A 20702-nucleotide genomic window follows, 5' to 3' on the forward strand; every position below is an offset into this window, starting at 1 on the left:
CGGTCTAGCTCAGCTTTTCGTGCAGGCCCTTGAGGGTCGCCACGGCGTCGGCTCCTGCGAACAGGAACTGATCGACGCCCGCCGACTTGAGCGCGGCTTCATTCTCGCCCGGCCGTCCCGCCATCAAGACGAACTTGGCGCCCGCAGCTTTCAACGCTTGCGCAGTTGGTCCGGCGAGTGTGGCGTTGACACTGTCTGACGAGCAGATGCACGCGGCATCGGCGCCGGATTCACGGAAAGYGGYGGCCGCATGTTCCGGCGTCTTGTAGCCGTCGCTGATGAGCGCCGCGATGCCGCCCGCCGCCAGGTAATTCTTCGCCCAAGTGGTGCGGATGTTATGGTCGACGATCTCACCCATGCTGGCGAGAAAGACCTTGAAGCCGCCATGCGCGTCGGCGGCATCGCGCAAAGCTTCGAACGCTTCGCCGAGACGGTGAGGCCGAAGCGGCGCCACTTCGACCGCCGCTTTTTCGGCCGACGGAGATGGGGCTGTCCAAGGCTCGGTGTGAACGCCGTCGTCGCCGAGCAGCGGGAAGGCACTGACGCCTGTCAGCTCCTGCCGGACCGTCGCAATCGACTTGGCTCGGGTTTCGGCCGTCTTCGCGATGGTTTCCTGGATATAGCCCGATGTCAGCCCGGCGAGGAGGCCGCCGCGGGCTTCGATATCCTGGAAGATCTCCCAGGCCTTCTTGGCCATGTCGGCGGTCAGATTTTCGACGTACCAGGAGCCGCCGGCCGGATCGTTGACGCGCCCGAGATTGCTCTCTTCCTGGCAGACAATTTGAATATTGCGGGCGACGCGGCACGCGAACGCGTCGGGTTTGCCGAGGGCGAATGTGAAGGGGAGAACGACGATTGCGTCCGCGCCGCCGAGAGCCGCACCGGCGCAGGCGATGGTCGTGCGCAAGATGTTGGTCCAGGGATCGCGCTTCGACATGATGCGATAGGACGTCGGGCAATTGAGCTTCACCGCAGAGGCAACATCTCCAGCGCCAGAAGCATCGGCGACGCGCCAGATCAGGCGGCGTGCCGCGCGCAGCTTCGCGATCGTCGCAAATTCGTCGACATCGGCCGCGAGCGAGACATTGATTTTCGGCAGCGCCTTTTCGGGGGAGATGCCGCCTTCCTCCGCCGCTCGCAGATACGCCACGAGCGCGGAGAGCATGAAGGCCAGTTCCTGCGCTTCGCTCGCACCTGCGACGTGCGCGACGACGCCGTCGGCCGTCATGACTTGCACGCGCGGGTTCGCCTCGGTTGCATTCATCAGCGCAACGGCGCGGGCCAATGCCGTTTCGACCGGCTCGGACAGGCGGCCGGTCATTGCGAGCGTGCCGAGCGGATCGGCGCCGAACGAACCTTGTCGGTCGGGGGCCTTGATCCCGCGAGCGTCCCATTCGGCATTGAGCGCCAACGCGGCGTCGAAAAAGTTTTCCTGAGCGACGAGGACGATTGGGCAGACGTCGAGAAGGACGTCCTTCAGGGCCGTGGCGAAGGCCTCTTTCGTAGGGGGCAACCCGTTGCCGCCAACCTGGATGCCGATCGAGGTTACGCCGCCCTGGAGATCGTCGAGGATCGCCGTGTTCAACGCTTTTGGATCGCTCTCGATGTGGAACGTGCGGATATCCCAGCCGAGACCTTCGCGGACGGCTTGCGTCCCGCGCGTGAACGGAGCGGCTCCCGGCAGTTCGTTGACAGTCGCCTGCAGGGCGTCGCCGCGGCTATAAAGCGGATTAATCTTGATGCCGTCGGCCGTGCGGGTGACGAGCCGTTTCTCGAAATCCGCCCCCTTAAGGGCCTTATCGACCAGGGCGCGCCACTGCTCGGTGCTGGCGGCGGGGAAATCGCCTGAAAGGTGCAATTCGTTAGTCGCGGTCGTCATACAACTTGGCTCCCACAGGCGAGGGGCGTACCCGGCACGCCCGCTTTCCGATATACCCGCTCAGGAGCCGGGTGCGAGCGTGAAATAATCTCGGGCGCCGGCCGAATTGCCGCGCTCGGCACGTCCTGGCGGCCGGTTTGCTTAGAGCGGCGGCGCATGGCATCACCGGCAGGAGCTTCGGCCAATGAGTCGAGTTCGTAGATAGCTGGAGGCGAAATGACTGGTACGCACGGCGCAGAGGGGGCTGGCGAGCCCGTCGCCGATCCTCGCGATTATGTGCAGGATGGGCTGATCCTCATCGGCGTCAGCAAATCGGGCCCTGATTTGAAGCCCGAGTGCATCGAGCTTGCTCTCGCCAATCGCCATGGCCTCGTCACGGGCGCTACGGGCACCGGAAAAACGGTGACTCTGCAGGTGCTGGCGGAGGGGTTTTCCGCTGCCGGTGTTCCGGTCTTCGCGGCGGACATCAAGGGTGATCTTTCCGGCATCGCCGCGACGGGCAAACCGTCTCCGAAGCTCGTCGAACGGGCTCAGGAGATCGGCCTGACGCGATACGGCAATACGTCCTTTCCAACTGTCTTCTGGGACATCTTCGGGAAAGACGGACATCCCGTGCGTGCGACCGTGCAGGAAATGGGACCGCTGCTTCTTTCGCGCCTCATGGAGCTGACAGAGCCGCAAGAGGGCGTGCTGAACATCGCGTTCCGCTGGGCGGAAGATCAGCGCGCGGCCGGCGACGACAAGATGACGATCCTCGATCTCAAGGATCTCAGATCGGTCATCGACGAAATGGGCCAGAAGGCTTCGACGCTCAGAAGCAAGTACGGACACGTCGCGCCCGCAACCGTCGGCGTCATTCAGCGCCGCCTTTTGGTTTTGGAAGAGCAGGGCGCCGCTCAATTCTTCGGCGAGCCTGCGCTCGACATCATGGATTTTATCGAGGTCAAGCCGGACGGCCGCGGTGTGGTCAACGTTCTCGCCGCCGAGAAGCTGATGAACACGCCGCGTCTCTACGCGACGTTCCTGCTCTGGCTTCTAACGGAGCTGTTCGACAAGCTTCCCGAGGTCGGCGATCTCGATAAGCCGAAGCTCGTGTTTCTGTTCGACGAGGCGCATCTTCTTTTCAACGATGCGCCGAAAGCCGTGCTCGAGCAGATCGAACGCGTGACGCGCCTCATCCGTTCGAAAGGCGTCGGCGTCTATTATGTGACGCAGAGCCCGGGCGATGTGCCGGATCGCGTTTCGGCGCAGCTCGGAAACCGCATTCAGCACGCGCTGCGCGCCTTCACACCGAAGGAGCAGAAAGCAATCCGTGCGGCGGCGCAGACGTTCCGCCCCAATCCCGAGATCGACACCGAGCGGGCCATTCAGGAGCTGAAGGTCGGCGAGGCGCTGGTGTCGCTGCTTCACGGCAAAGGCGAGCCGTCGATGGTCGAGCGGACGCTCATCCGGCCGCCGATGTCGCGCGTCGGGCCACTGACGGCGGACGAGCGCAAGGCCCTCATTGCCGCCGATAGCAATAACCTGCGGAAATACGACAAGGAACTCGACCGCGAATCGGCGCACGAACGCCTGCAGTCGCGAAATACCGTCGTCGGACAACTGAAGCAGAGGCTTTCGTCATTCTCGAACATTCTTCGCGGCAAGGGATGACGCGTGGCTATCCGTTGAATGTTGCAACGGGAACCATTACGTTTTTTGCGAGAATCGCAGATTGCGGTATGTGCTGCGCCGACTGACCAATCTGACCGGCAGTTGCTGCCGATGAGGAGAACGACATGGGTTACTTCCGGTTTCGCAAGACCATCAGCATTCTGCCCGGCGTTCGCATCAATCTCAGCAAGACAGGCGTCAGCGGCAGCCTTGGCGGCCATGGCGCAACGGTCAACGTCGGTAAAAAGGGTGAGCAAGTCACGCTCGGTATTCCGGGAACGGGGCTGAGCTATCGCACGCCGCTAAGCACGACGTTGATCATCGGGCTGATCCTGATCGCGCTCGTCATCGGCATAGCATACGTGGTTTCTCCGGCGACGGTGAAGGCGCTGCTGCATTGGTGGCAGCCGCACTGGTTTTAATTGAACGTCGCCGACGGATTTCTTTATCGGGCGCCGGGATCACTTCCGGCGCCATTATTTTTGTCGATATTTTATCGATCGTTCGTGTGAATGCGCCCGCGCCTCAACCGCTGCCAGCTGGGGGGACGGAGGACGACAATTCGTTCGCGGGCGGCGCGATGGATGGTGCGGGGGCTTGTCCCGGCGGCGACTTGAGCCAGACGTTCCTGCGGCCTTCGGCGAAGCCCTCCGCATAAAGGGCAGCTTGGTAACGCGGGTCGTAGATTTCTTTGGTCTGCATGTCGAACGACGGCGGCACCGCCATGAAATTGAAATCGGCCCCGCCATCGCGAGCGACCCGATAGATCTTATAAAGCTCGCCTTGGTTTTGGCTCTTGATCAAGGTTGAAATCGATCGCGCCGCGATCTGCAACGTGGTCGGCGTCACGACCTCCTGCACGGGTGTCGCCTTGCCATTCTTGATGATGAAGTACCGGCGGATCGGCGGCGTTGAATAAAGCGAGTCGAATGCCGCGAGCGGCGCTTCGACGGGGCTGACAAAAACCTCTCGCGTCGTTCCACCGTCGACGTGCAATTCGTCATAGCTATTGCCGTCGGCCCGGACCTCGATTTTGACGGGCGGGAACGCGGCCGGAATGGCGGAGGATGCAAGAATGACCTTGCGGAAGAGTTCCGTTGATTCGGGGCTTCTGTTGAGCGCGATCTCTCCCATGTTCCAGACGACGGGGCGCTGGGCGTCGAGATTGGTCGTCAGCACCAAGAGAACGCGGCCGCGTTTGTACTGGGCCGCGACCCGATCGAGAAATTGCCGGTCGATGTATTGAGCAATCAGATCCTGAAGCGGCGCGGTGCTTGCCAGCGCCGGTCCGCCGAAGAGCCCGGACAAGATTTCCGGCGTGACGACCTGGTCCTGCTTGTACTGGGTCCAGATGACACGCAGCTTCTCGTCTTCGGATGGTCCGAGGAACGCGAACGGCGCGATGATCGCTCCGGCGCTGACGCCGGTTACGACCTGGAACTCCGGACGGTCGCCGCGTTTCGTCCAGCCTGCCAGAACGCCAGCGCCGAATGCGCCGTCCGATCCGCCTCCCGAGAGTGCGAGCGTATCGATGACCTTTCGGCCGTTTTTCGATTTGGCGGTCTGCCCGACCGGTGGCATGTGCGCGGTGCGGCGGCGGATTTCGGCGAGGGGATTGCGGGGAACTTCGTCGGCCCAGAAGCGAACGCCGGGCATGCCGGGAATTTCGGCCGCTTCAGCCAACTTTGCACTGGTGATGCCGTTACGCTGGATCGTCGCCGCGCAGCCCGATATGGCGAGCGCTGCGACCAGCATCAGCCCGACGTGAAGCCTAGGCCTTACCACGCGAAACAACCCCCGACGACATCCCAAACCCCCAAATACAGCGTTCGGTTTACGGCACCGTTAAGGCTGCGGCAATGTCAGGAGAGGCTCAGGGCGATGATAAAATGGCGGTTTTCTGATTTTTTGAGTGCGCAAATGCCATTGGGCGGGTGAATTCAGGATTGTCGGCCCCAATCGACGCGTCCGCGCCGTTCAATTTCCGCGCGTGTGTGTTCGTAGGCGGCGTCCATAATCTCGCTGTGCCGGCGCCAGTCGAGCGCGCCCATCTCGGCGGGCGTGGGCGGGACGAGCAGCCAATCGTCAGCTTCGAGATGGCGCTCGAAATGCCCGCGGTTGGCCATTAGGCTGCGGACCAGCACTGTCGCCGCGGACGGGGCGGCCGGTAGAGCGTCTCTCGTAAAGGGATTGAGCGCGCGCCAGATGAGTTCGCGTCGCCTCGGCAAAGTCGAATAGTCGACGGAGAATTTCTCGCCTTCGCCGGCTTGGAAGCTGACGACGACATTCGGTCCGCGCTTCAGGCTGTGCATCGTCTCGACCGGCACGTTCGAAATCACCGAGCCGTCGACGAGCATCCGTCCGTCATCGGTATAGAAAGGCGGGAGCAGCCCTGGTATCGCGGCGCTGGCGCGGATGGCTCGCCACAGATGTCCGCTCAAGTGCACCTCGGCCTCATAGTTCGAGAGATCGGCCGAGACGGCGAAGTAAGGTTTCCAGAGGTCTTCGATGCGAACGGTGCCGTATTCCCGCTCGAGGTGCGCGTCGAAATGCGTGTGATCGAGCAGTCCGTATTTCGGCAGCGTATAGCGCGAGAGCGCGCGGCCTTCGATGAACATGCGATGGACGCCGGCGTCGATAGCGTGCGGATCTAAATCCTGTGCGAAGGCTGCGGCCATCGCGGCGCCGCCCGACGTTCCGCCGAGGAGATCGAACGCGATGCCGGCTTCGCGAAATGCGCGGTATACGCCGATGTGCGCGGAACAATAAGCGCCGCCCCCGCAGGCGACGAAGCCGAGCGCTTCGCCAGCCAGAAATCGCCAAAGGCGTGCGATGTCTTCGGTATCGCCGAGGGCGACGTGGTGGTGCATCGCCGGTTGACGGTGCGTGAGCCAATGGCGCGTGCCTTGCGCGATGCCGGGCCGCGCATGCACGACTACGAGCCTGCGGGCTGACGGCGGATGGATCGATAACGCAAAGCTTTCGAGGGCCCCAAGCGGCACTGGCGATCCGACGGGTTCATCCAGCGGCGCGGCGACGAGAAGAACCTCGTCGGCCTGGCGAATTGCTTTTTCGCTCCACGACGTCAGGTCTCGATCGGCGATGAACGCGATCGTGCCGTAGTGGCTTTCGAGCGCATTGAGGGCTTCGGTGAATTCGAGGTCGCTCGCAGATGCCTCGCTGACGATATCGGTGATCGTCGCGCTCGAGGTGATCAACGTGCCGGGTCGGGCCGTCGCCGCTTTGGCGAACGCCAACATGAAGGCCGGCGGAACGAACCCGGATGCGGCTCCGACGATTGCAATCGTACGCGGTCTAGGGCGCGCGTGTTTTGCCTGAGCGTTGTTGCTCAACGCCGAGCTGCGGCGCGTCTCTGCGGCGAGCCGGTCTGCGAGGGTCGCTGTAATTCCGGCCCAGATGGCGGATGAGTTTTCGGAAATCGCGTCGAAGTCGGCGCGCGTCAGGCGCACGACGATGCCATCGCGGATGGCGCTTACGGTTGCCGTTCTAGTGCCGCCCGCGAAGAACGCGATCTCACCGATGGTCGAACCACGCGAGATCTCTGCGACTGTTCCGGAGTGGCCGCTGACCTCAACGGCGAAGCGGCCGGAGACAACGACGTAAAGGGCGTCAGCGGCCTCGCCCTGCCGAACGACATGGTCGCCGCGGCGGACGTGTATCGGCTGCAAGCGATCTTCGAGCCGGCGAAGCGCCTCTGCTGGAAGATCCTTGAAGGTCGGAACGCTGGAGAGCGTGAACCGCTTGGACGACATCGGGGCGCCGCATGGCAGGCTTTTTGAGCCTTATACCATGGCGGCGCCCCGCTTATCGAACCGCTGCGTCGCGAAACGGCAAAAGAGATTAACCGGCCGATTTGGCCGGTCGTATCAGATGGCCAAACGAGTGGGCCAAATTAGCCTGCGAGGGCCTCGACGTGCTCCCAGTTCACGAGATTGTCGAACCAGGCTTCGAGATATTTCGGACGGGCGTTGCGGTAGTCGATGTAATAGCTGTGCTCCCAGACGTCGACGCCGAGGATGGGCTTGGAGCCGTACATCAGCGGGTTTTCGCCGTTCGGGGTTTTCACGACTTCAAGCTTGCCGTCCTTGATGGCGAGCCAAGCCCAGCCGGAGCCGAACTGGCCCTTGCCGGCTTCGATGAAGTCGGTGCGAACCTTGTCGAAGCCGCCGTAGGCGTCGACGAGCGTTTGAAGCTTGCCGGGCAATTTCTTGCCGCCGCCGCCCTTCTTCATCCACTGCCAGAAATGCAGGTGATTATAGTGCTGGCCGACGTTGTTGATGAGCCCGACGGCCTTATCGGCGTAGGCATTCTTTACGATGTCTTCGAGCGACTGGCCCTCGTATTTGGAGCCAGCGAGGAGCTTGTTGCCATTCTCGACGTACGCCAGGTGATGCTTGTCGTGGTGGTACTCGAGCGTCTCGGCCGACATGAACGGCGCGAGAGCATCATAGGCGTAGGGAAGATCAGGGAGTTTCAGCGTCATAGGACGAGCACTCATTGCAGTTGGGGGTGGATCGAAAGTCGCGGGAAAGTAGCTTTTGGAATCCGCTTGCACAAGACATGGGCTGAACTTCCGGTCAGTGCTGCGGTTCCAGCTTAAGCGACGCGCCGCTACTAACGGCCATTTCCTAATAACCGATGTTCTAATAACCGATGCCGGGTCAGCGATGTTGGCGACCGGCGGCGAGGGACAAGCGCCAAGGCCGCTTTTTTTTGAATTTGCGGATCATTCATTCGATTGAGGGGCGCCTTGCGAGAAAGAAGCCGGGCGACTTTACCGGCGCCGCCTCCAATCTCCCCTCCACAATGGCGGATAACCGGACGGCCGCCACCCTCGCGATCCGGTCCGCATGTCGTCCATTAAAAGGACGGGTCAAATGGCCGGCCTATTTCGCCTAAAAGGAGAACTCAGAGTTTTTTACGCCAATTTGCAAAGGCGGCGGCGGCTCTTATTCCGGTAGGCTGGCTGGCTTATCCCGATTGTGGCGCGCGGAAAGGTGGGGAAAGGCATATCTGAGATTGCGGGACACCAGCTCCGGATCTATTTTTCAACCCGGACGTTTACTCGGCATTCGGTTGGTCAAATACGACTTTTGTCTGATACGACAGTGACAGCTTTCATTTGTTTATATCAAGCGCGACGCATCGGAGATATATATTCGCCGCCCTTAGGCAGCCGTCACCTATTAGCCCTCGCGTCAATAAGTGTTTGCCGAAAATTCACGACTATTGACGAGTGTGCGTTGACAAGGTGACACATCGCAGAGATTTCTGCTGCGACGGCTTCCCAATGTGGCTACACCCGGCACAGGATTTAGTAGAGGTTTAGTTTGTCATGCGAAAGGTACACAAGATGGCGGCGTTCAATGTCGACAAGCTCTCCCTCAAAGAACTTGTCGATCTTGAATCCAAGGTGCAAAAGGCCATCGCCGTTGCACGGGATCGCGAACGCTCCGAATTGAAAAGAAAAGTGGCCGATATGGCCGAAACGCATGGATTTTCGGTTGCGGAATTGTTTGGCGGCGTGCGGGGCCGCGGAGCCGGAAAGAACAAGTCCGTCGGGCTTGCGAAGTATGCAAATCCCGAAAACAAATTCGACACCTGGACTGGCCGCGGCCGCAAGCCGAACTGGTTAGTGGAGCGTCTGAGAAAGGGCGCAAAACTCGCAGATTTTTCGATTTAATCAATCCGACTATTAGTCGGTTAAATCGCGGAAATACTGGCAATAGGCGGGGATATCCGGGGCGGATATCCTCGCCTAATCTGCATGCAGTTTAAATTTATCATTCCTTGGCGCCGCGCTTTTATGTTGCCGGCCGCCTATTCATGAATCCGACGCCGGATAAGCCAGTTAATGTGCGTGCAACACTGGTAACGCTCCGGGCAAAAGCCGACGCGTCTCTCGCCGAATTCGCCGATGTCTTGGCACTCGACTATTGACAGTGCTAGCAGAGGGCAGCATATAGCCTCTGTGCTCGGGCTTCGTAAGGATCTGTCGCGCTTCAGCCGGACAAACCGTTCCCGCCGGACCATCAGGTCCTCCAAGTTGCGAGCCTTGGAATTGTTCATCAAATCATGAGGTTATTCCCATGACGTTCCGTCCGCTCCACGATCGTGTTGTCGTGAAACGTATCGAGGAAGAGTCAAAGACCGCTGGCGGGATCATCATCCCCGATACTGCCAAGGAAAAGCCCCAGCAGGGCGAAGTTGTTGCCGTTGGTCCGGGTGCTCGCGACGAAGCCGGCAAGATCAACGCCCTCGACGTCAAGGTCGGTGACCGCGTTCTGTTCGGCAAGTGGTCGGGCAGCGAAGTCAAGATCGACGGCGAAGACCTTCTCATCATGAAAGAGAGCGACATTCTCGGCGTGCTCTCGGTTCCCGCTAAGACGAAAGCCGCTGCTTAATTATTCGTCCCCCCCAATTCAGCAAAGCTTAGGAGTTGCTCAACATGGCAGCTAAAGACGTCAAGTTCGGTCAAGATGCTCGCGAGCGTATGCTTCGCGGCGTCGACATCCTTGCTAACGCCGTAAAGGTAACGCTCGGTCCCAAGGGCCGTAACGTCGTCATCGAGAAGTCGTTCGGCGCGCCCCGCATCACCAAGGACGGTGTGACGGTCGCGAAAGAGATCGAGCTCGATGATCACTTCGAGAACATGGGCGCGCAGATGCTCAAAGAGGTCGCGTCCAAGACGGCCGATCTCGCCGGCGACGGCACGACGACTGCAACGGTTCTCGCTCAGGCGATCGTTCGCGAAGGCGCCAAGTCGGTTGCGGCCGGCGCTAACCCGATGGATCTGAAGCGCGGCGTCGATCTCGCAGTTCAGGCCATCGTCGAAGACCTCAAGACGAACTCGAAGAAGGTCACGAAGGACCAGATCGCTCAGGTCGGCACGATCTCGGCGAATGGCGACGAAGTCGTCGGCAAGAAGATCGCGGAAGCGATGGACAAGGTCGGCTCGGAAGGCGTGATCACGGTCGAGGAATCCAAGACCCTCGATTTCGAACTCGATGTCGTCGAAGGCATGCAGTTCGATCGCGGCTATCTCTCGCCGTACTTCATCACCAACGCCGACAAGATGATTGTCGATCTCGAGACCCCCTACATTCTCATCCACGAGAAGAAGCTCTCGGGTCTGCAGGCGATGCTTCCGGTTCTCGAAGCCGTCGTCCAGTCGGGCAAGCCTCTCCTGATCATCGCTGAAGATGTCGAAGGCGAAGCGCTCGCAACGCTCGTCGTCAACAAGCTTCGTGGTGGCCTCAAGGTTGCTGCCGTCAAGGCTCCGGGCTTCGGCGATCGCCGCAAAGCCATGCTCGAGGACATCGCTGTCCTGACGGGCGGCACGGTGATCTCGGAAGATCTCGGCATCAAGCTCGAGACCGTGACGCTCGCGCAGCTCGGCCGCGCCAAGAAGGTGACGATCGACAAGGAAAACACCACGCTCGTCGACGGTTCGGGCAAGAAGTCCGACATCGAAGCACGCGTGAAGCAGATCAAGGCGCAGATCGAGGAAACATCCTCGGACTACGACCGTGAGAAGCTCCAGGAGCGTCTCGCCAAGCTTGCTGGCGGCGTCGCCGTCATCAAGGTCGGCGGTGCGACCGAAGTCGAAGTCAAGGAACGCAAGGACCGCGTCGACGACGCACTGCACGCCACCCGTGCAGCCGTTGAAGAAGGCATCGTCCCCGGCGGCGGCGTCGCTCTGCTTCGCGCAGGCAAGGCGCTCGACGCCCTGAAGCCCGAGAACGACGACCAGAAGGTCGGCATCAACATCGTTCGCAAGGCGCTGCAGTCTCCGGCTCGTCAGATCGCAGCCAACGCTGGTGAAGATGGCTCGGTCATCGTCGGCAAGATCCTCGAGAACTCGACGTACGCTTACGGCTACAACGCTCAGTCGCACGAGTACGGCGATCTCTATAAGCAGGGCGTCATCGACCCGACTAAGGTCGTGCGTTGCGCACTGCAGGATGCTGCTTCGGTTGCTGGCCTGTTGATCACGACGGAAGCCATGATCGCCGACGTTCCGAAGAAGGACGCGGGCCACGCACACGGCGCTCCCGGCGGCGGCATGGGCGGCATGGGCGGCATGGACTTCTAAGGAAGTTTTCGCTGGTGCCTTGCGACTCTCCTTCGTCGAGCCGGCCGCAAGGCGCGCAATCAGAAATCAGAAAGCCCCGCATTGCTGCGGGGCTTTTTTTTGTCGGACGTTTGGTTGGACGCCGTGCGCCAGTTATTGGACCAAGAGCCGGTTCTGGAGAGGATCGCCTTCCGGCCAGAACGCAACATCCTTTTTCGTATCCAGCGATTTGTCGCCGTCGGCATCCTTATAGAGGGTCGCCCACAGCGCCGAGCCCGGTGCAACGCCAGCGTCGACCTTGACGCTCACGTTATTGTGGCTGCCCTTGTCCAGCGCTGTGAAGCCAAGGATTTTGTCCGAGCGTTTGCCGTCTTCGTCGGCAAAGACCGCGACATAACCATTATGAGGCAGATGGACGTAGCTGATGGCGATCGCGTCGCCCTTGGGCTTCTGGTCGAAGGCGATGAGGGATGCGGGAACCTCTGCGGTGGCTTCCTGGCTCGCCGGCTGATCAGTCATCGCGACTGCTGGGTTGGCCGCGAAAGCGAAGAATGCGGCGGCAGCGGCGGTGAGGGCGAATTTGGGATCAGCTGCATAAGTCATGGACGTCTCCAAGTTTAGACTGTTGGCTTAAGAGGCGCTTTTGATTGCGCATTTTCCATTTGGGGACGCTGTTCAGAATATTACACCGTTGGGTCTGTTCACGGCCGTTCACGTTCTCATCAGAGAAGATGTGATTGCTGCAGTGCAATTCGTGAACACTTGAACCGCGCTTCGTGAAAACCTGAATCGAGATCGAGACCTCGAACGCAGAGGGAAGCGCGCGGGCTTCCGGTTTTGCTCGAACATATTCCCGCGGAAATATGCAAACGCGGCTTGTTATTCGTCGCCGCCGCAGGCCTTAATCTGAATCATCTGTGCGCGGACCAATCGCGAGATTTCTTGATGCTCTTTTCCTTCTGGTCGGGTGAAGTGAGCTGGATGGAACGCCTCTGCGTCGCCTCCACGAAAGACATCGGAGAAGAGATAACGGTTTTCACCTACGGGGATCGTGAGAAGCTCTCCACCCAACTCGGGTGCGCGGTTCGCGATGCCGCCTCGATCCTCAGCCGAGCCGACAGGGATGAGGTTCTTCAGTTCGGCGTCGCGCACTTTTCCGATTTCTTCCGGCTTGAAGCTATCGCGCAAGGATGCGGGACCTGGACCGATCTCGACGTCATCTTCATCGAGCCGCTTCCCAAATCCGAATATGTTTTCGGCGAGCAGAATGATGAGCGGATCGGAAATTCGGTTCTCCGGTTGCCGCCGGACAGCGAGCTTCTCAATCGCTACCTTGCGTTTTGCCGGAAGCGGCCGATGCATCGTTTGGTGATGCCCTGGATGCCGTGGACGACGAAGTGCAGCCGGATCGTGAAGGGACTTGCGGCTTCGGCGATGGGGGCTCGTCTGCCTGCGCCGAAATACGGACCGGCGGCGTTGACGTATTTCGCGGAGCGTTGCGGGGTCGATCACCTCGCGCTTCCGGCGAAGGTTTTTTATCCGATCCCGATCAGGGGACCTGCCATCACGCGCGTCTTCGAGCCGGGTTTCATCGAGCAGCTCATCACGCCCGAAACGGTCGCCATCCACCTTTGGCGATCGACGTTCGTCCATTTCAATGGGCTTGACGTGCCGAAGTCAGGATGGCTGGCGGGGCAGGTCGCGCGGTTGCTGACGACGCGTGTTTCTGAGGCAGCTGCCGAGTGATGGTATTCGGTGTGAGGTTGGAACTGGTTCAGCGCTGGGCGCAGTGGGCTGGATGTTTCTTGGCGAACTGTTCGAGCTTGCCCGCGTTGCGGGCTTCTTCAAGTGAAAGGTATTTGCCTCGGGACATCAGGCATCCTCTGGATATTGTGGCGGGTATAGCGACTTAAACTGCCATTTGTTCACTCGCAAGTAGCCGAAACATTTCCGACCTTTCGTGCCGTAACGTGGCCCTGCCCGTTGTGGCCTGTGAGGTATGGCATCGACGTAGGTCGTAGAAATAGTGGCCTGATAAAGTTCGAGTTCCGACCAATCCGCTAGCGTGATCGGAGACGGCCCCTCCTTTCCCCAACGCAAATCTTCCTCACGAAATTCGTCTGCTGGTTTGGCAGCGATTTCATCAAAGTTTGAGCATGGGCACCCCCAAACCGACAAAGCGCCGCTGCGGGCGTCGGCGTTCAGCAGCTCAACAGCAAGCGTTTCGTTGACGCCATGTTCGCGCGCCCACTGTGACTGCATGACCATGTACCTTAATGCGTGGCCGAGGGGCCAATCGGCTTTATCCCGCTTCTGCGCTGCGACAGGAGCCGACCGCTCGTGGGCACCTTCTCCTTGGTTTGATGTGAAAATCACATGAGCCGCCGCTTTGTTCGCCAATTCGCGAATTGCAGACATTGTCTCTTGAAGAAGCTCGCGCTGCGTCTGCGGATCAGGGGCGTTGGTTCCAAAGGGCGGCTCATGTTGCGCCATGATGCCTAGACGTTGGGCGCCAGCCCATACCTTCTCGGTCAAGGCATGGATATCAGCCTCGCCTTCAAAATACCGAGCGATGGCTTGAAAGCGATTGAGACGGGCCTGTTGCTCAGCAGTACTCCGCAACTGACCCCATGCGACAGGCTCTAGATCAATGGCCGCGCTTCTGAGTTCTTCAATTTTGGCCTCGGCGTACTGCCGCATCGGCGGAGGCGTGATACCACCTGCTGCCTGCCTGAAGAAATATACAGTTGCGATTGTCGCCAAGCCGAGAAAAATGGCGATCCATCTCGTAACATCGCTAGCGATCCAGGCAGGCGGATCATGCCAAACCTGAGCGAATTCTTGGGCCGGCGTGGCACCAAATATGAGGAGAAACACGCCCACGACTAGGCCCGTCGCCGCTGCGCGGCTGAGGCCGCCGAGGAGCCATCTAAGAACCGAGGTGCCTGCTTTTTTGTGCGAGGGTAGCCTGCCCACTTTATTCCGCATGCCTGAATCCGAACCGCCTGCCGCCCTGACAGCACCGGCCTCCGAATTTGGTGCTGTCCCATCTCAGCACCTCTCGGATGTAGCGGAAAGGCGTACATACGCCAACTGGCCATACGCGCAATTTATAGCTGTTGACAGACTGTCGCAGCGGTTCGCGCTGAACAGAATTCCTGTACATTTATTCTTGCGCATTACTGCACAAGCTGAAGACGAGCGTCCGCATGAACAGTCATGCGCAGGCGAAGGGGATGCTTATTCTCAGAACTCCAAGACAAAGGGAAGAATAGATGTCGGCCGATATCCTGTCCAAGCTCAAGACCTTACACGACGATGTTCGAGCGCGCATTGAGGCGTCGCCGGACTTCAGAGCCATGAAAGCCGTCGAACGAGCGATCGGCGAGCTTTCTGACGTTGTTACTGCACCGTCTACTTCGGAGACCGAAGCCGCTGCCGTAGCTGAACCGGCCGCAGAAGCGGCTCCGGAGGCGATTGCTGAGGCCGCCGTGGAGGCTGCTCCAGAGGCTGTCGAGGCTGCTGCGGCACCGGAAGCCGCGGCAGAGGAAGCAGCTCCAGAGGCTGCGCCGGAAGCGGTGGCTGAAGCGCCAGCCGAGGCTGCTGCGGAAGAAACTCCGGCTGCTGAGGCCGTGGCGGAAACTCCCGCGGACGTTGCAGAGGCTCCGGCCGAAGCGGCTGCGGAGGAGGTCGCCGTGGAGGCTGCCTCGGAGCCTGAGGCCGTTGCTGAGGCGGCTCCGGCTGAAGAAGCTGCGACCGCCGAAGAAGCACCGGCGGAAGCTGCAACTGCTGAAGCTCCAGCAACGGAAGCCGCCGAGCCAGCGGCTGAGGCTGCTGCTCCTGCTGAAGCAGCCGAAGCGCCTGTTGCTGCGGTTGAAATCCCAGCCGAAGACAAGCCATTGGTCGCCGCGATCGTCGCGAACGGCGCCGCAACGCCAGCTGAAGGAGCCAAGACGAGCGCCTAACAGGATCTTTCGGGGTCACTCTTTTGGACGAAGCCCCGGCCGCGAGAGCCGGGGCTTTTGCGCGGGGAGCGGGTCAGGAGGATCAGGCGCGAGACGTTAGACGCGAGGTTGGCCAGGGGAACTACGAGGGCTTTTGCGAGTCCGAAGTTTGAGAGCAGAGAACGGAGTGAAGTCGAGATCAAAGACGACTGGGAGGATCAGCCATGATGAATGCGGTTGAAGTTCATGATCATGCCCGCAAGCTCTATGTATTGCACGGAGGCAAGGCGCTCGCCGACGCGACGGAAAGGGCGCGCCGATACGCCCAGAGCGGCGATAAGGGGCTCGCGGAAGATTGGCGTCGCATTCAAGCTGCACTCAGGGAATTAATCGGACCGAGCGTCAGCTAGTTCTGAGCGGATTGCGGTTTGCGAGAGCAGATGCCAATGCGGGCGATTGCGGAATAGTCGAAGCGGCCTTGGCTGAATGATGCCGTTCTGCCGTGACGCTTCGCCGTTTCGCGGACCGTGCTTTCGAGATCGAGCCGCGGCGTGACGCTGAAGCGAGCAAGCCACGCGCGCATGGCACGGCGCGGAAGCGGACGCATTGAGGCCATCGTGCCGAAGTCGACGATGTGCAGTTCTCCGCGCGGCGCGAGCTGCGTGACGGCGCGGTCGATCACCGCTTCCCACGGTGGTATCATCGACAATGCGTATGAAATGAAAATGCGATCGAACTTTCTGACGCCGAAGAGTTCGTTCGGCGAAAATGTCGTCGCGTCGGCCTGCGCGACCGATATCGCGTCGCCAGCAGGGCTGCGATTTATGGCGGCGCGCGCTGTCTTCAGCATCTCTTCGGAAACGTCGAGCCCGTAGAATTGGGTGGCTGGGTAAAGGTGCGCGGCGCGAAGCAGGTTGCGCGCCGTTCCGCAGCCGATTTCGAGCACGGAGCCCGGTACCGGCGGATCGAGTTCATCAATCAATTGATCGCGGCCGAGAAGATAATAACGGCGCGTCAGGTCGTAGATGTAGCGCTGGCGGCGATACATGCCGTCCATTGCGTTTGCGGCGGTGGCGTTCGTGGCTGCGGTCATCGTCGCGGTCATCGTACCGGTTAGGCGTTTTTGACGTAGAGGTGGAAGCCGCCGTAGATCGCGGAGCGGTCCTTTTTGTGGATCTCGGCCGATTTCGCGGCATCGTATGTCCAGCGGTCCAGGGTCGCGTCCGATACGCGACCGGGCAGAATGCTTTCTTCGCCCGCGGTCCGGAAGATGACGCGAGCGCCGGGGCGGGCCGTGCGCGTGATCTCTTGCCAAAGGGCGTTGAGCGCGGCGTCGTCCATCCAGTCCTGCGCGTCGAGCAGCACGTAGCGGTCGAGGCTTTCCGCCGGTTCGTTCGACAGGAAGCGGATCATGTTGTCGTGGATGACGTTGACCCGGTTGGCGCGCGCCTTGACGGCCATGAAATTCGCTTTGTCGAGATAAGGCGGGCAGGGGCCTTCGCCTTGCGCCGGGTAGCGGCGGCCGAACGCCTGCCAGGCGAAATAATTGTCTTTCAGATCGAAGCCGGTCGCGAGGCGCTCGGAGCGCTCTCTCAAGACATCGGACATGCGCCGCGAGCCGCCGTTGCACAGCGCATCGTATTGCACCGGCGGGATGCCCAATCCGAAGAGCGAGGCGCGGTTCGATGTGATCCAGCGCAGCACGGGGTGCTCGAAGGCCGGCGCGATTTCGCGTGCGAAGATTTCGCGCTGCTCTTCGATGGTGCGCGCGTCGAGCATCCGTTTCGGGTTGGCGCCGAAGATGCGCGCCGCGAGGTGGCCTGTCGCGATGAAACGTCCGAGCAAGCCGAAATGATAGAAGTTGCGGGCGAACCGCGAGATGCGGCGGCGGCCGGTGAGGTCGCGGCCTTCCCAATAGCTTCGCGTATCCGCGTCGAGGTGCTGGGCGATCAGATCGTTATAGAGATGGGTATTGCGGCGGTCGTTGGCGGCGCCGAAGAAGCGATAGAACGTTGCGTGGTTCGGCAGGTGCTGGGCCGCCGCTACTTTCAGCTTCAGCAACGCGATGTGCGTTTCGTTGAGATCGATCGCGTAAATGCGCGCCGGATTGGCCGTCAGGTAGCTCATGACGTTGCAGCCGCCGGAGGCGATCGTGACCAGGCGACTTTGCGGCGTAAGCTCGAGGGCTTCCATATCCGCGCGCGGGTCTTCCCAGATCTGCGGATAGACCATCGAGCGGAAGGCGAACGTGAAGGTGCGCTCGAGGATGCCGGCGGGGCTCAGGGCGCTGTTCTGATGAACGGCTTCGCTCAAGAGATCGGAGCTCGTCGGTTCGAAAACTTTGGCGGTGACGTTCAAATGAGATCTCCGATTTCTGGTTCGTTTCGGACGACACGCTCCGCGCGCCGGCCGTCCGAAACGCCCTCCGAAACTAGGCTGCTTCGATAAGCCAACGACCTGAAGGCGCCTGCTTGCCGCTGGCGGCCAGATGTTCTTTCCAGCGAATGATTTCGAATTGGCCGTCGAAGCGCTCTGCGATCGCCGTGCAGCTTTCAACCCAATCGCCGCAGTTCAGATAGTGGATGCCGTCGATCATGCGTTCGTTGGCGTGATGGATGTGGCCGCAGATGAGGCCCTGCGTGTCGCGGCGGCGGGCTTCGCCGGCGAGAGCTTCTTCGAACTCGCCGATGTAATTGACGGCGCTTTTGACCTTGTGCTTCAGGAACGCGGAGAGCGACCAGTGCCCGAGGCCAAGCTGACGGCGCATGAAGTTCAGCGGCACGTTGAGCGCGAGAGCGGCGTCGTACGAGCGGTCCCCGAGGAAGGCGAGCCAGCGGGCGTAACGGACGACGACGTCGAATTCATCGCCGTGCAAAACGAGATAGCGTTTACCGTTGGCGCCTTCGTGCACGGCATCGCGGCGCAGCTCGACGCCGCCGAAATTCATTCCCGCGTAATCCCGCAATCCGTCGTCGTGATTGCCGGGGATAAAGACGACGCGCGTACCCTTGCGGGCTTTGCGGAGCAGTTTTTGCAGGACGTCGTTGTGGCTTTGCGGCCAATGTGGGCCGCGGCGAACTTTCCAGAAATCGACGATGTCGCCCACCAGATAGAGATCCTGGCATTCGACGTTTTTGAGGAAGTCGATGAGGGCTGTCGCTTGCGAGTTACGCATCCCGAGATGGATGTCGGAAATGAAGACGGCCCGATAATTCAATTCCGGGTTCGGTGCGCTCAATGTCAGCCCCCCAGTCAGTACGCTTTCCATAAAAGCAGCTATGCTTTCATGCGAAACGTAGGACGGGATTCATGTAACAGGCGTATGACGAAGGCCTGCGGCTGTGAGGTAAGCGAGCGGCAAAAGCCCAACTCGCGCACATTTACCAATAATGCTGGATGAAAAAGGGACGTGGACTGAGGCTTTGAATCCAGGCGGCGACCGCTCTATGCGAAGCCGCGCGGAAAGTTTTTGTTGGCGTCTGGCTATTCCCCTTCGGGGAGCCGGCCGCCAGACGCAGCCGCCAAGCGGGGCTTCGAACTCAAAGCTCCGTACGTTGGGAGATGCGCTCCCAGGCGAACAGCAGAGCGGTATCGACGGCGCCGACGATAAGAAACGCCAGCGCGATCGGATATGTCGATGTTTCAGGCAATCCCAGATCAACACCGCGAGTCGATACCGCGAGTGCTGAGACGAGGCTGAGAAGGGCTAGAACGGCGAAGACAACTTGGACGAATTTGCGCGAACGCTCGCGCTCCCGACCGATAGTGTCCATCAGGGCATTTCCTCAACGCAATACAAAAGACTGACCCCGCAACGGGGGAGAACCTACCTGGAGCAAAAGCCCAGGTGAAGTGAAATATTTTGATTTGCTAAGCAAGTGCCTTTGCCGCCAAGTCTTTGAGCACTTTGCGCTGTTGTTCGGCATCAGACGGGAAATCGTTCTCGATCCACCAGCGTTCGAAAGACTCGAGAACGCGGCCGATGGCGACCCCTTGGGCAACACCGAGCGCCATGACATCGCTTCCGGAAAAGGGCATTTTGGAAGCGTTCCAACGATCCGGCAGCAACGCTCGAGCGCGCCAGGTTTGGGAGTTGGGCGAAGCACCGGACCGAGCCCACGCGAGGCGTACCGCGCGGCGGAAATCTTGCCGACCGAGTCTATAAAGGGCCGCTCGGCCTGCGGATTCCGGCGTATGCGGATCGATCCCCGGGTCGGTCTCGAGGGCTGCTGCAATGCGATGGGCGTCGGCATTCGAGAGCTTGAGCTGGTTGGCGAGAAAGACCTCGTCGCCCGGATGGATGACGGCGAGGGCCGCCAAACGCGTTATCGGATCGGGTGGTTCGCCGAGGGCCGCTTCGATTGCGACCAGCCGGGCGAAACGATCCGGCTCGATCTGGGTGCGGACTGCGAGTTGCAGAATGCCGGCGTCGTACATGACGCCAAGAACGTCCGGTGCGCCGGGTGCTGCGAGAAGCTTCAGCATCTCGGCGCTCACACGCTCGGCGGAGAGGAGGATCAGGCCATCCTTCAACGCCTCCGCTGCGGCGAGGCCGGTCGGATCGATCTGGCCGTTCCCATATTGGGCACTGAAGCGGAAGAAGCGGAGAATGCGAAGGTAGTCCTCGCGTATCCGCGCTTCCGCATCGCCGATGAAGCGGACGCGGCGCTTGCGGATGTCGGCGAGGCCGCCGCCAACCGGATCGTAAATGTTGCCATCGAGATCGCAGTAGAGCGCGTTGATCGTGAAATCGCGGCGGGAGGCGTCTTCCGTCCAATTGTTCGTGAATGCAACGACGGCGTGACGGCCATCGGTCTCGACATCGCGGCGAAGGGTCGTGACTTCGAACGACTGTCCATCGCTGACGACGGTTATGGTGCCGTGGTCGATGCCGGTCGGGTAGGCGCCGAGTCCCGCATTACGCGCGAGACGCATGGTATCTTCGGGGGGCGCCGTCGTCGCGATATCGACTTCGTGGACGGGCCGATCGAGCAGCGTGTTGCGCACGGCGCCACCGACGACGCGGGCTTCGGCGCCGCCGGCGCTAAGTGCGGCGAAGACCTTGCCTAACGCAGGCGCGTTCAACCAAGGGGCGCTCACGCGGGGCCATTTCAACGGCGTGTCGGCCATG

General features: G+C 60.7%; 19 protein-coding genes. 8 read left to right on the forward strand and 11 right to left on the reverse strand.

Going from position 1 to position 20702, the window contains the following annotated elements; translation table 11 throughout:
- Positions 1-4: 4 nt before the first annotated feature.
- Positions 5-1879: a methylmalonyl-CoA mutase family protein gene (locus AC1DK3_RS12225; RefSeq protein WP_477192461.1), complete on the reverse strand. Its 1875-nt coding sequence runs from the start codon at positions 1877-1879 to the stop codon at positions 5-7.
- Positions 1880-2095: 216 nt separating this feature from the next.
- Between AC1DK3_RS12225 and AC1DK3_RS12230 the strand changes: the two genes are divergently transcribed.
- Positions 2096-3532: a helicase HerA-like domain-containing protein gene (locus AC1DK3_RS12230; RefSeq protein WP_477192462.1), complete on the forward strand. Its 1437-nt coding sequence runs from the start codon at positions 2096-2098 to the stop codon at positions 3530-3532.
- Between the two features lie 125 nt (positions 3533-3657).
- Positions 3658-3954 (forward strand): DUF4236 domain-containing protein, encoded by a 297-nt coding sequence (locus AC1DK3_RS12235; RefSeq protein ID WP_477192463.1) that lies wholly within the window; start codon positions 3658-3660, stop codon positions 3952-3954.
- Between the two features lie 103 nt (positions 3955-4057).
- On the opposite strand, the gene AC1DK3_RS12240 is transcribed toward AC1DK3_RS12235, so the two are convergent.
- The 3 genes from AC1DK3_RS12240 to AC1DK3_RS12250 form a co-directional block, all read right to left on the reverse strand.
- Positions 4058-5317, reverse strand: coding sequence for a patatin-like phospholipase family protein (locus AC1DK3_RS12240; protein WP_477192464.1), 1260 nt, complete (start codon positions 5315-5317; stop codon positions 4058-4060).
- A 155-nt stretch (positions 5318-5472) separates the two neighbouring features.
- Positions 5473-7305: a cyclic nucleotide-binding and patatin-like phospholipase domain-containing protein gene (locus AC1DK3_RS12245; RefSeq protein ID WP_477192465.1), complete on the reverse strand. Its 1833-nt coding sequence runs from the start codon at positions 7303-7305 to the stop codon at positions 5473-5475.
- A gap of 140 nt (positions 7306-7445) precedes the next feature.
- A complete protein-coding gene (locus tag AC1DK3_RS12250) occupies positions 7446-8036 on the reverse strand; it encodes a superoxide dismutase (RefSeq protein WP_477192466.1) in 591 nt (196 codons plus the stop codon).
- Positions 8037-8888: 852 nt separating this feature from the next.
- Between AC1DK3_RS12250 and AC1DK3_RS12255 the strand changes: the two genes are divergently transcribed.
- The 3 genes from AC1DK3_RS12255 (at position 8889) to groL (ending at position 11648) form a co-directional block, all read left to right on the forward strand.
- Complete coding sequence (locus AC1DK3_RS12255; protein ID WP_477192467.1) at positions 8889-9236, forward strand: H-NS histone family protein; 348 nt, start codon at positions 8889-8891, stop codon at positions 9234-9236.
- A 406-nt stretch (positions 9237-9642) separates the two neighbouring features.
- Positions 9643-9957: a co-chaperone GroES gene (gene groES / locus AC1DK3_RS12260; RefSeq protein WP_477192468.1), complete on the forward strand. Its 315-nt coding sequence runs from the start codon at positions 9643-9645 to the stop codon at positions 9955-9957.
- 44 nt (positions 9958-10001) lie between these two features.
- Entirely contained in the window at positions 10002-11648 is a 1647-nt protein-coding gene (groL, locus tag AC1DK3_RS12265) for a chaperonin GroEL (protein WP_477192469.1), read from the forward strand.
- 132 nt (positions 11649-11780) lie between these two features.
- Here the strand turns inward: groL and AC1DK3_RS12270 are convergent, their stop codons facing one another.
- Positions 11781-12230, reverse strand: a complete 450-nt coding sequence (locus AC1DK3_RS12270) for a DUF7282 domain-containing protein (protein ID WP_477192470.1) — start codon at positions 12228-12230, stop codon at positions 11781-11783.
- 342 nt (positions 12231-12572) lie between these two features.
- Between AC1DK3_RS12270 and AC1DK3_RS12275 the strand changes: the two genes are divergently transcribed.
- The gene (locus tag AC1DK3_RS12275) at positions 12573-13373 is read left to right on the forward strand and encodes a hypothetical protein (protein ID WP_477192471.1); all 801 of its coding nucleotides are present in this window, start codon (positions 12573-12575) and stop codon (positions 13371-13373) included.
- Between the two features lie 126 nt (positions 13374-13499).
- Here AC1DK3_RS12275 and AC1DK3_RS12280 read toward each other — a convergent pair whose 3' ends face one another.
- Positions 13500-14510 (reverse strand): hypothetical protein, encoded by a 1011-nt coding sequence (locus AC1DK3_RS12280; RefSeq protein ID WP_477192472.1) that lies wholly within the window; start codon positions 14508-14510, stop codon positions 13500-13502.
- Between the two features lie 392 nt (positions 14511-14902).
- Between AC1DK3_RS12280 and AC1DK3_RS12285 the strand changes: the two genes are divergently transcribed.
- Both AC1DK3_RS12285 and AC1DK3_RS12290 read left to right on the forward strand, forming a co-directional pair.
- Positions 14903-15592: a hypothetical protein gene (locus AC1DK3_RS12285; RefSeq protein ID WP_477192473.1), complete on the forward strand. Its 690-nt coding sequence runs from the start codon at positions 14903-14905 to the stop codon at positions 15590-15592.
- Positions 15593-15795: 203 nt separating this feature from the next.
- Positions 15796-15981: a hypothetical protein gene (locus AC1DK3_RS12290; protein WP_477192474.1), complete on the forward strand. Its 186-nt coding sequence runs from the start codon at positions 15796-15798 to the stop codon at positions 15979-15981.
- Here AC1DK3_RS12290 and AC1DK3_RS12295 read toward each other — a convergent pair.
- The 5 genes from AC1DK3_RS12295 to AC1DK3_RS12315 all read right to left on the reverse strand — a co-directional run bounded on the left by AC1DK3_RS12295 (position 15978) and on the right by AC1DK3_RS12315 (position 20701).
- Positions 15978-16664 (reverse strand): class I SAM-dependent methyltransferase, encoded by a 687-nt coding sequence (locus AC1DK3_RS12295; RefSeq protein ID WP_477192475.1) that lies wholly within the window; start codon positions 16662-16664, stop codon positions 15978-15980. The genes AC1DK3_RS12290 and AC1DK3_RS12295 overlap by 4 nt on opposite strands.
- 20 nt (positions 16665-16684) lie before the next feature.
- Positions 16685-17929 carry a BtaA family protein gene (locus AC1DK3_RS12300; protein ID WP_477192476.1) on the reverse strand — a complete coding sequence of 415 codons (1245 nt, stop codon included), beginning with the start codon at positions 17927-17929 and terminating at the stop codon, positions 16685-16687.
- Between the two features lie 73 nt (positions 17930-18002).
- The gene (locus AC1DK3_RS12305; protein WP_477192477.1) at positions 18003-18839 is read right to left on the reverse strand and encodes a UDP-2,3-diacylglucosamine diphosphatase; all 837 of its coding nucleotides are present in this window, start codon (positions 18837-18839) and stop codon (positions 18003-18005) included.
- 271 nt (positions 18840-19110) lie between these two features.
- Positions 19111-19344: a hypothetical protein gene (locus AC1DK3_RS12310; RefSeq protein ID WP_477192478.1), complete on the reverse strand. Its 234-nt coding sequence runs from the start codon at positions 19342-19344 to the stop codon at positions 19111-19113.
- Between the two features lie 97 nt (positions 19345-19441).
- Positions 19442-20701 carry a CCA tRNA nucleotidyltransferase gene (locus AC1DK3_RS12315; RefSeq protein ID WP_477192479.1) on the reverse strand — a complete coding sequence of 420 codons (1260 nt, stop codon included), beginning with the start codon at positions 20699-20701 and terminating at the stop codon, positions 19442-19444.
- Position 20702 lies beyond the last annotated feature (1 nt).

Source organism: Hyphomicrobium sp. 01T421, from assembly GCF_056398805.1.

What these genes read in the sequence shown, in the direction of transcription:
- AC1DK3_RS12255 (WP_477192467.1), top strand. Translation starts at nt 8,889, where the DNA reads ATGCGAAAGGTACACAAGATGGCGGCGTTCAATGTCGACAAGCTCTCC.
- AC1DK3_RS12230 (WP_477192462.1), top strand. Translation starts at nt 2,096, where the DNA reads ATGACTGGTACGCACGGCGCAGAGGGGGCTGGCGAGCCCGTCGCCGAT.
- AC1DK3_RS12270 (WP_477192470.1), bottom strand. Translation starts at nt 12,230, where the DNA reads ATGACTTATGCAGCTGATCCCAAATTCGCCCTCACCGCCGCTGCCGCC.
- AC1DK3_RS12235 (WP_477192463.1), top strand. Translation starts at nt 3,658, where the DNA reads ATGGGTTACTTCCGGTTTCGCAAGACCATCAGCATTCTGCCCGGCGTT.
- AC1DK3_RS12315 (WP_477192479.1), bottom strand. Translation starts at nt 20,701, where the DNA reads ATGGCCGACACGCCGTTGAAATGGCCCCGCGTGAGCGCCCCTTGGTTG.
- AC1DK3_RS12305 (WP_477192477.1), bottom strand. Translation starts at nt 18,839, where the DNA reads ATGGAAAGCGTACTGACTGGGGGGCTGACATTGAGCGCACCGAACCCG.
- AC1DK3_RS12290 (WP_477192474.1), top strand. Translation starts at nt 15,796, where the DNA reads ATGATGAATGCGGTTGAAGTTCATGATCATGCCCGCAAGCTCTATGTA.
- AC1DK3_RS12285 (WP_477192473.1), top strand. Translation starts at nt 14,903, where the DNA reads ATGTCGGCCGATATCCTGTCCAAGCTCAAGACCTTACACGACGATGTT.
- AC1DK3_RS12250 (WP_477192466.1), bottom strand. Translation starts at nt 8,036, where the DNA reads ATGACGCTGAAACTCCCTGATCTTCCCTACGCCTATGATGCTCTCGCG.
- groES (WP_477192468.1), top strand. Translation starts at nt 9,643, where the DNA reads ATGACGTTCCGTCCGCTCCACGATCGTGTTGTCGTGAAACGTATCGAG.
- AC1DK3_RS12295 (WP_477192475.1), bottom strand. Translation starts at nt 16,664, where the DNA reads ATGACCGCAGCCACGAACGCCACCGCCGCAAACGCAATGGACGGCATG.
- groL (WP_477192469.1), top strand. Translation starts at nt 10,002, where the DNA reads ATGGCAGCTAAAGACGTCAAGTTCGGTCAAGATGCTCGCGAGCGTATG.
- AC1DK3_RS12275 (WP_477192471.1), top strand. Translation starts at nt 12,573, where the DNA reads ATGCTCTTTTCCTTCTGGTCGGGTGAAGTGAGCTGGATGGAACGCCTC.
- AC1DK3_RS12245 (WP_477192465.1), bottom strand. Translation starts at nt 7,305, where the DNA reads ATGTCGTCCAAGCGGTTCACGCTCTCCAGCGTTCCGACCTTCAAGGAT.
- AC1DK3_RS12310 (WP_477192478.1), bottom strand. Translation starts at nt 19,344, where the DNA reads ATGGACACTATCGGTCGGGAGCGCGAGCGTTCGCGCAAATTCGTCCAA.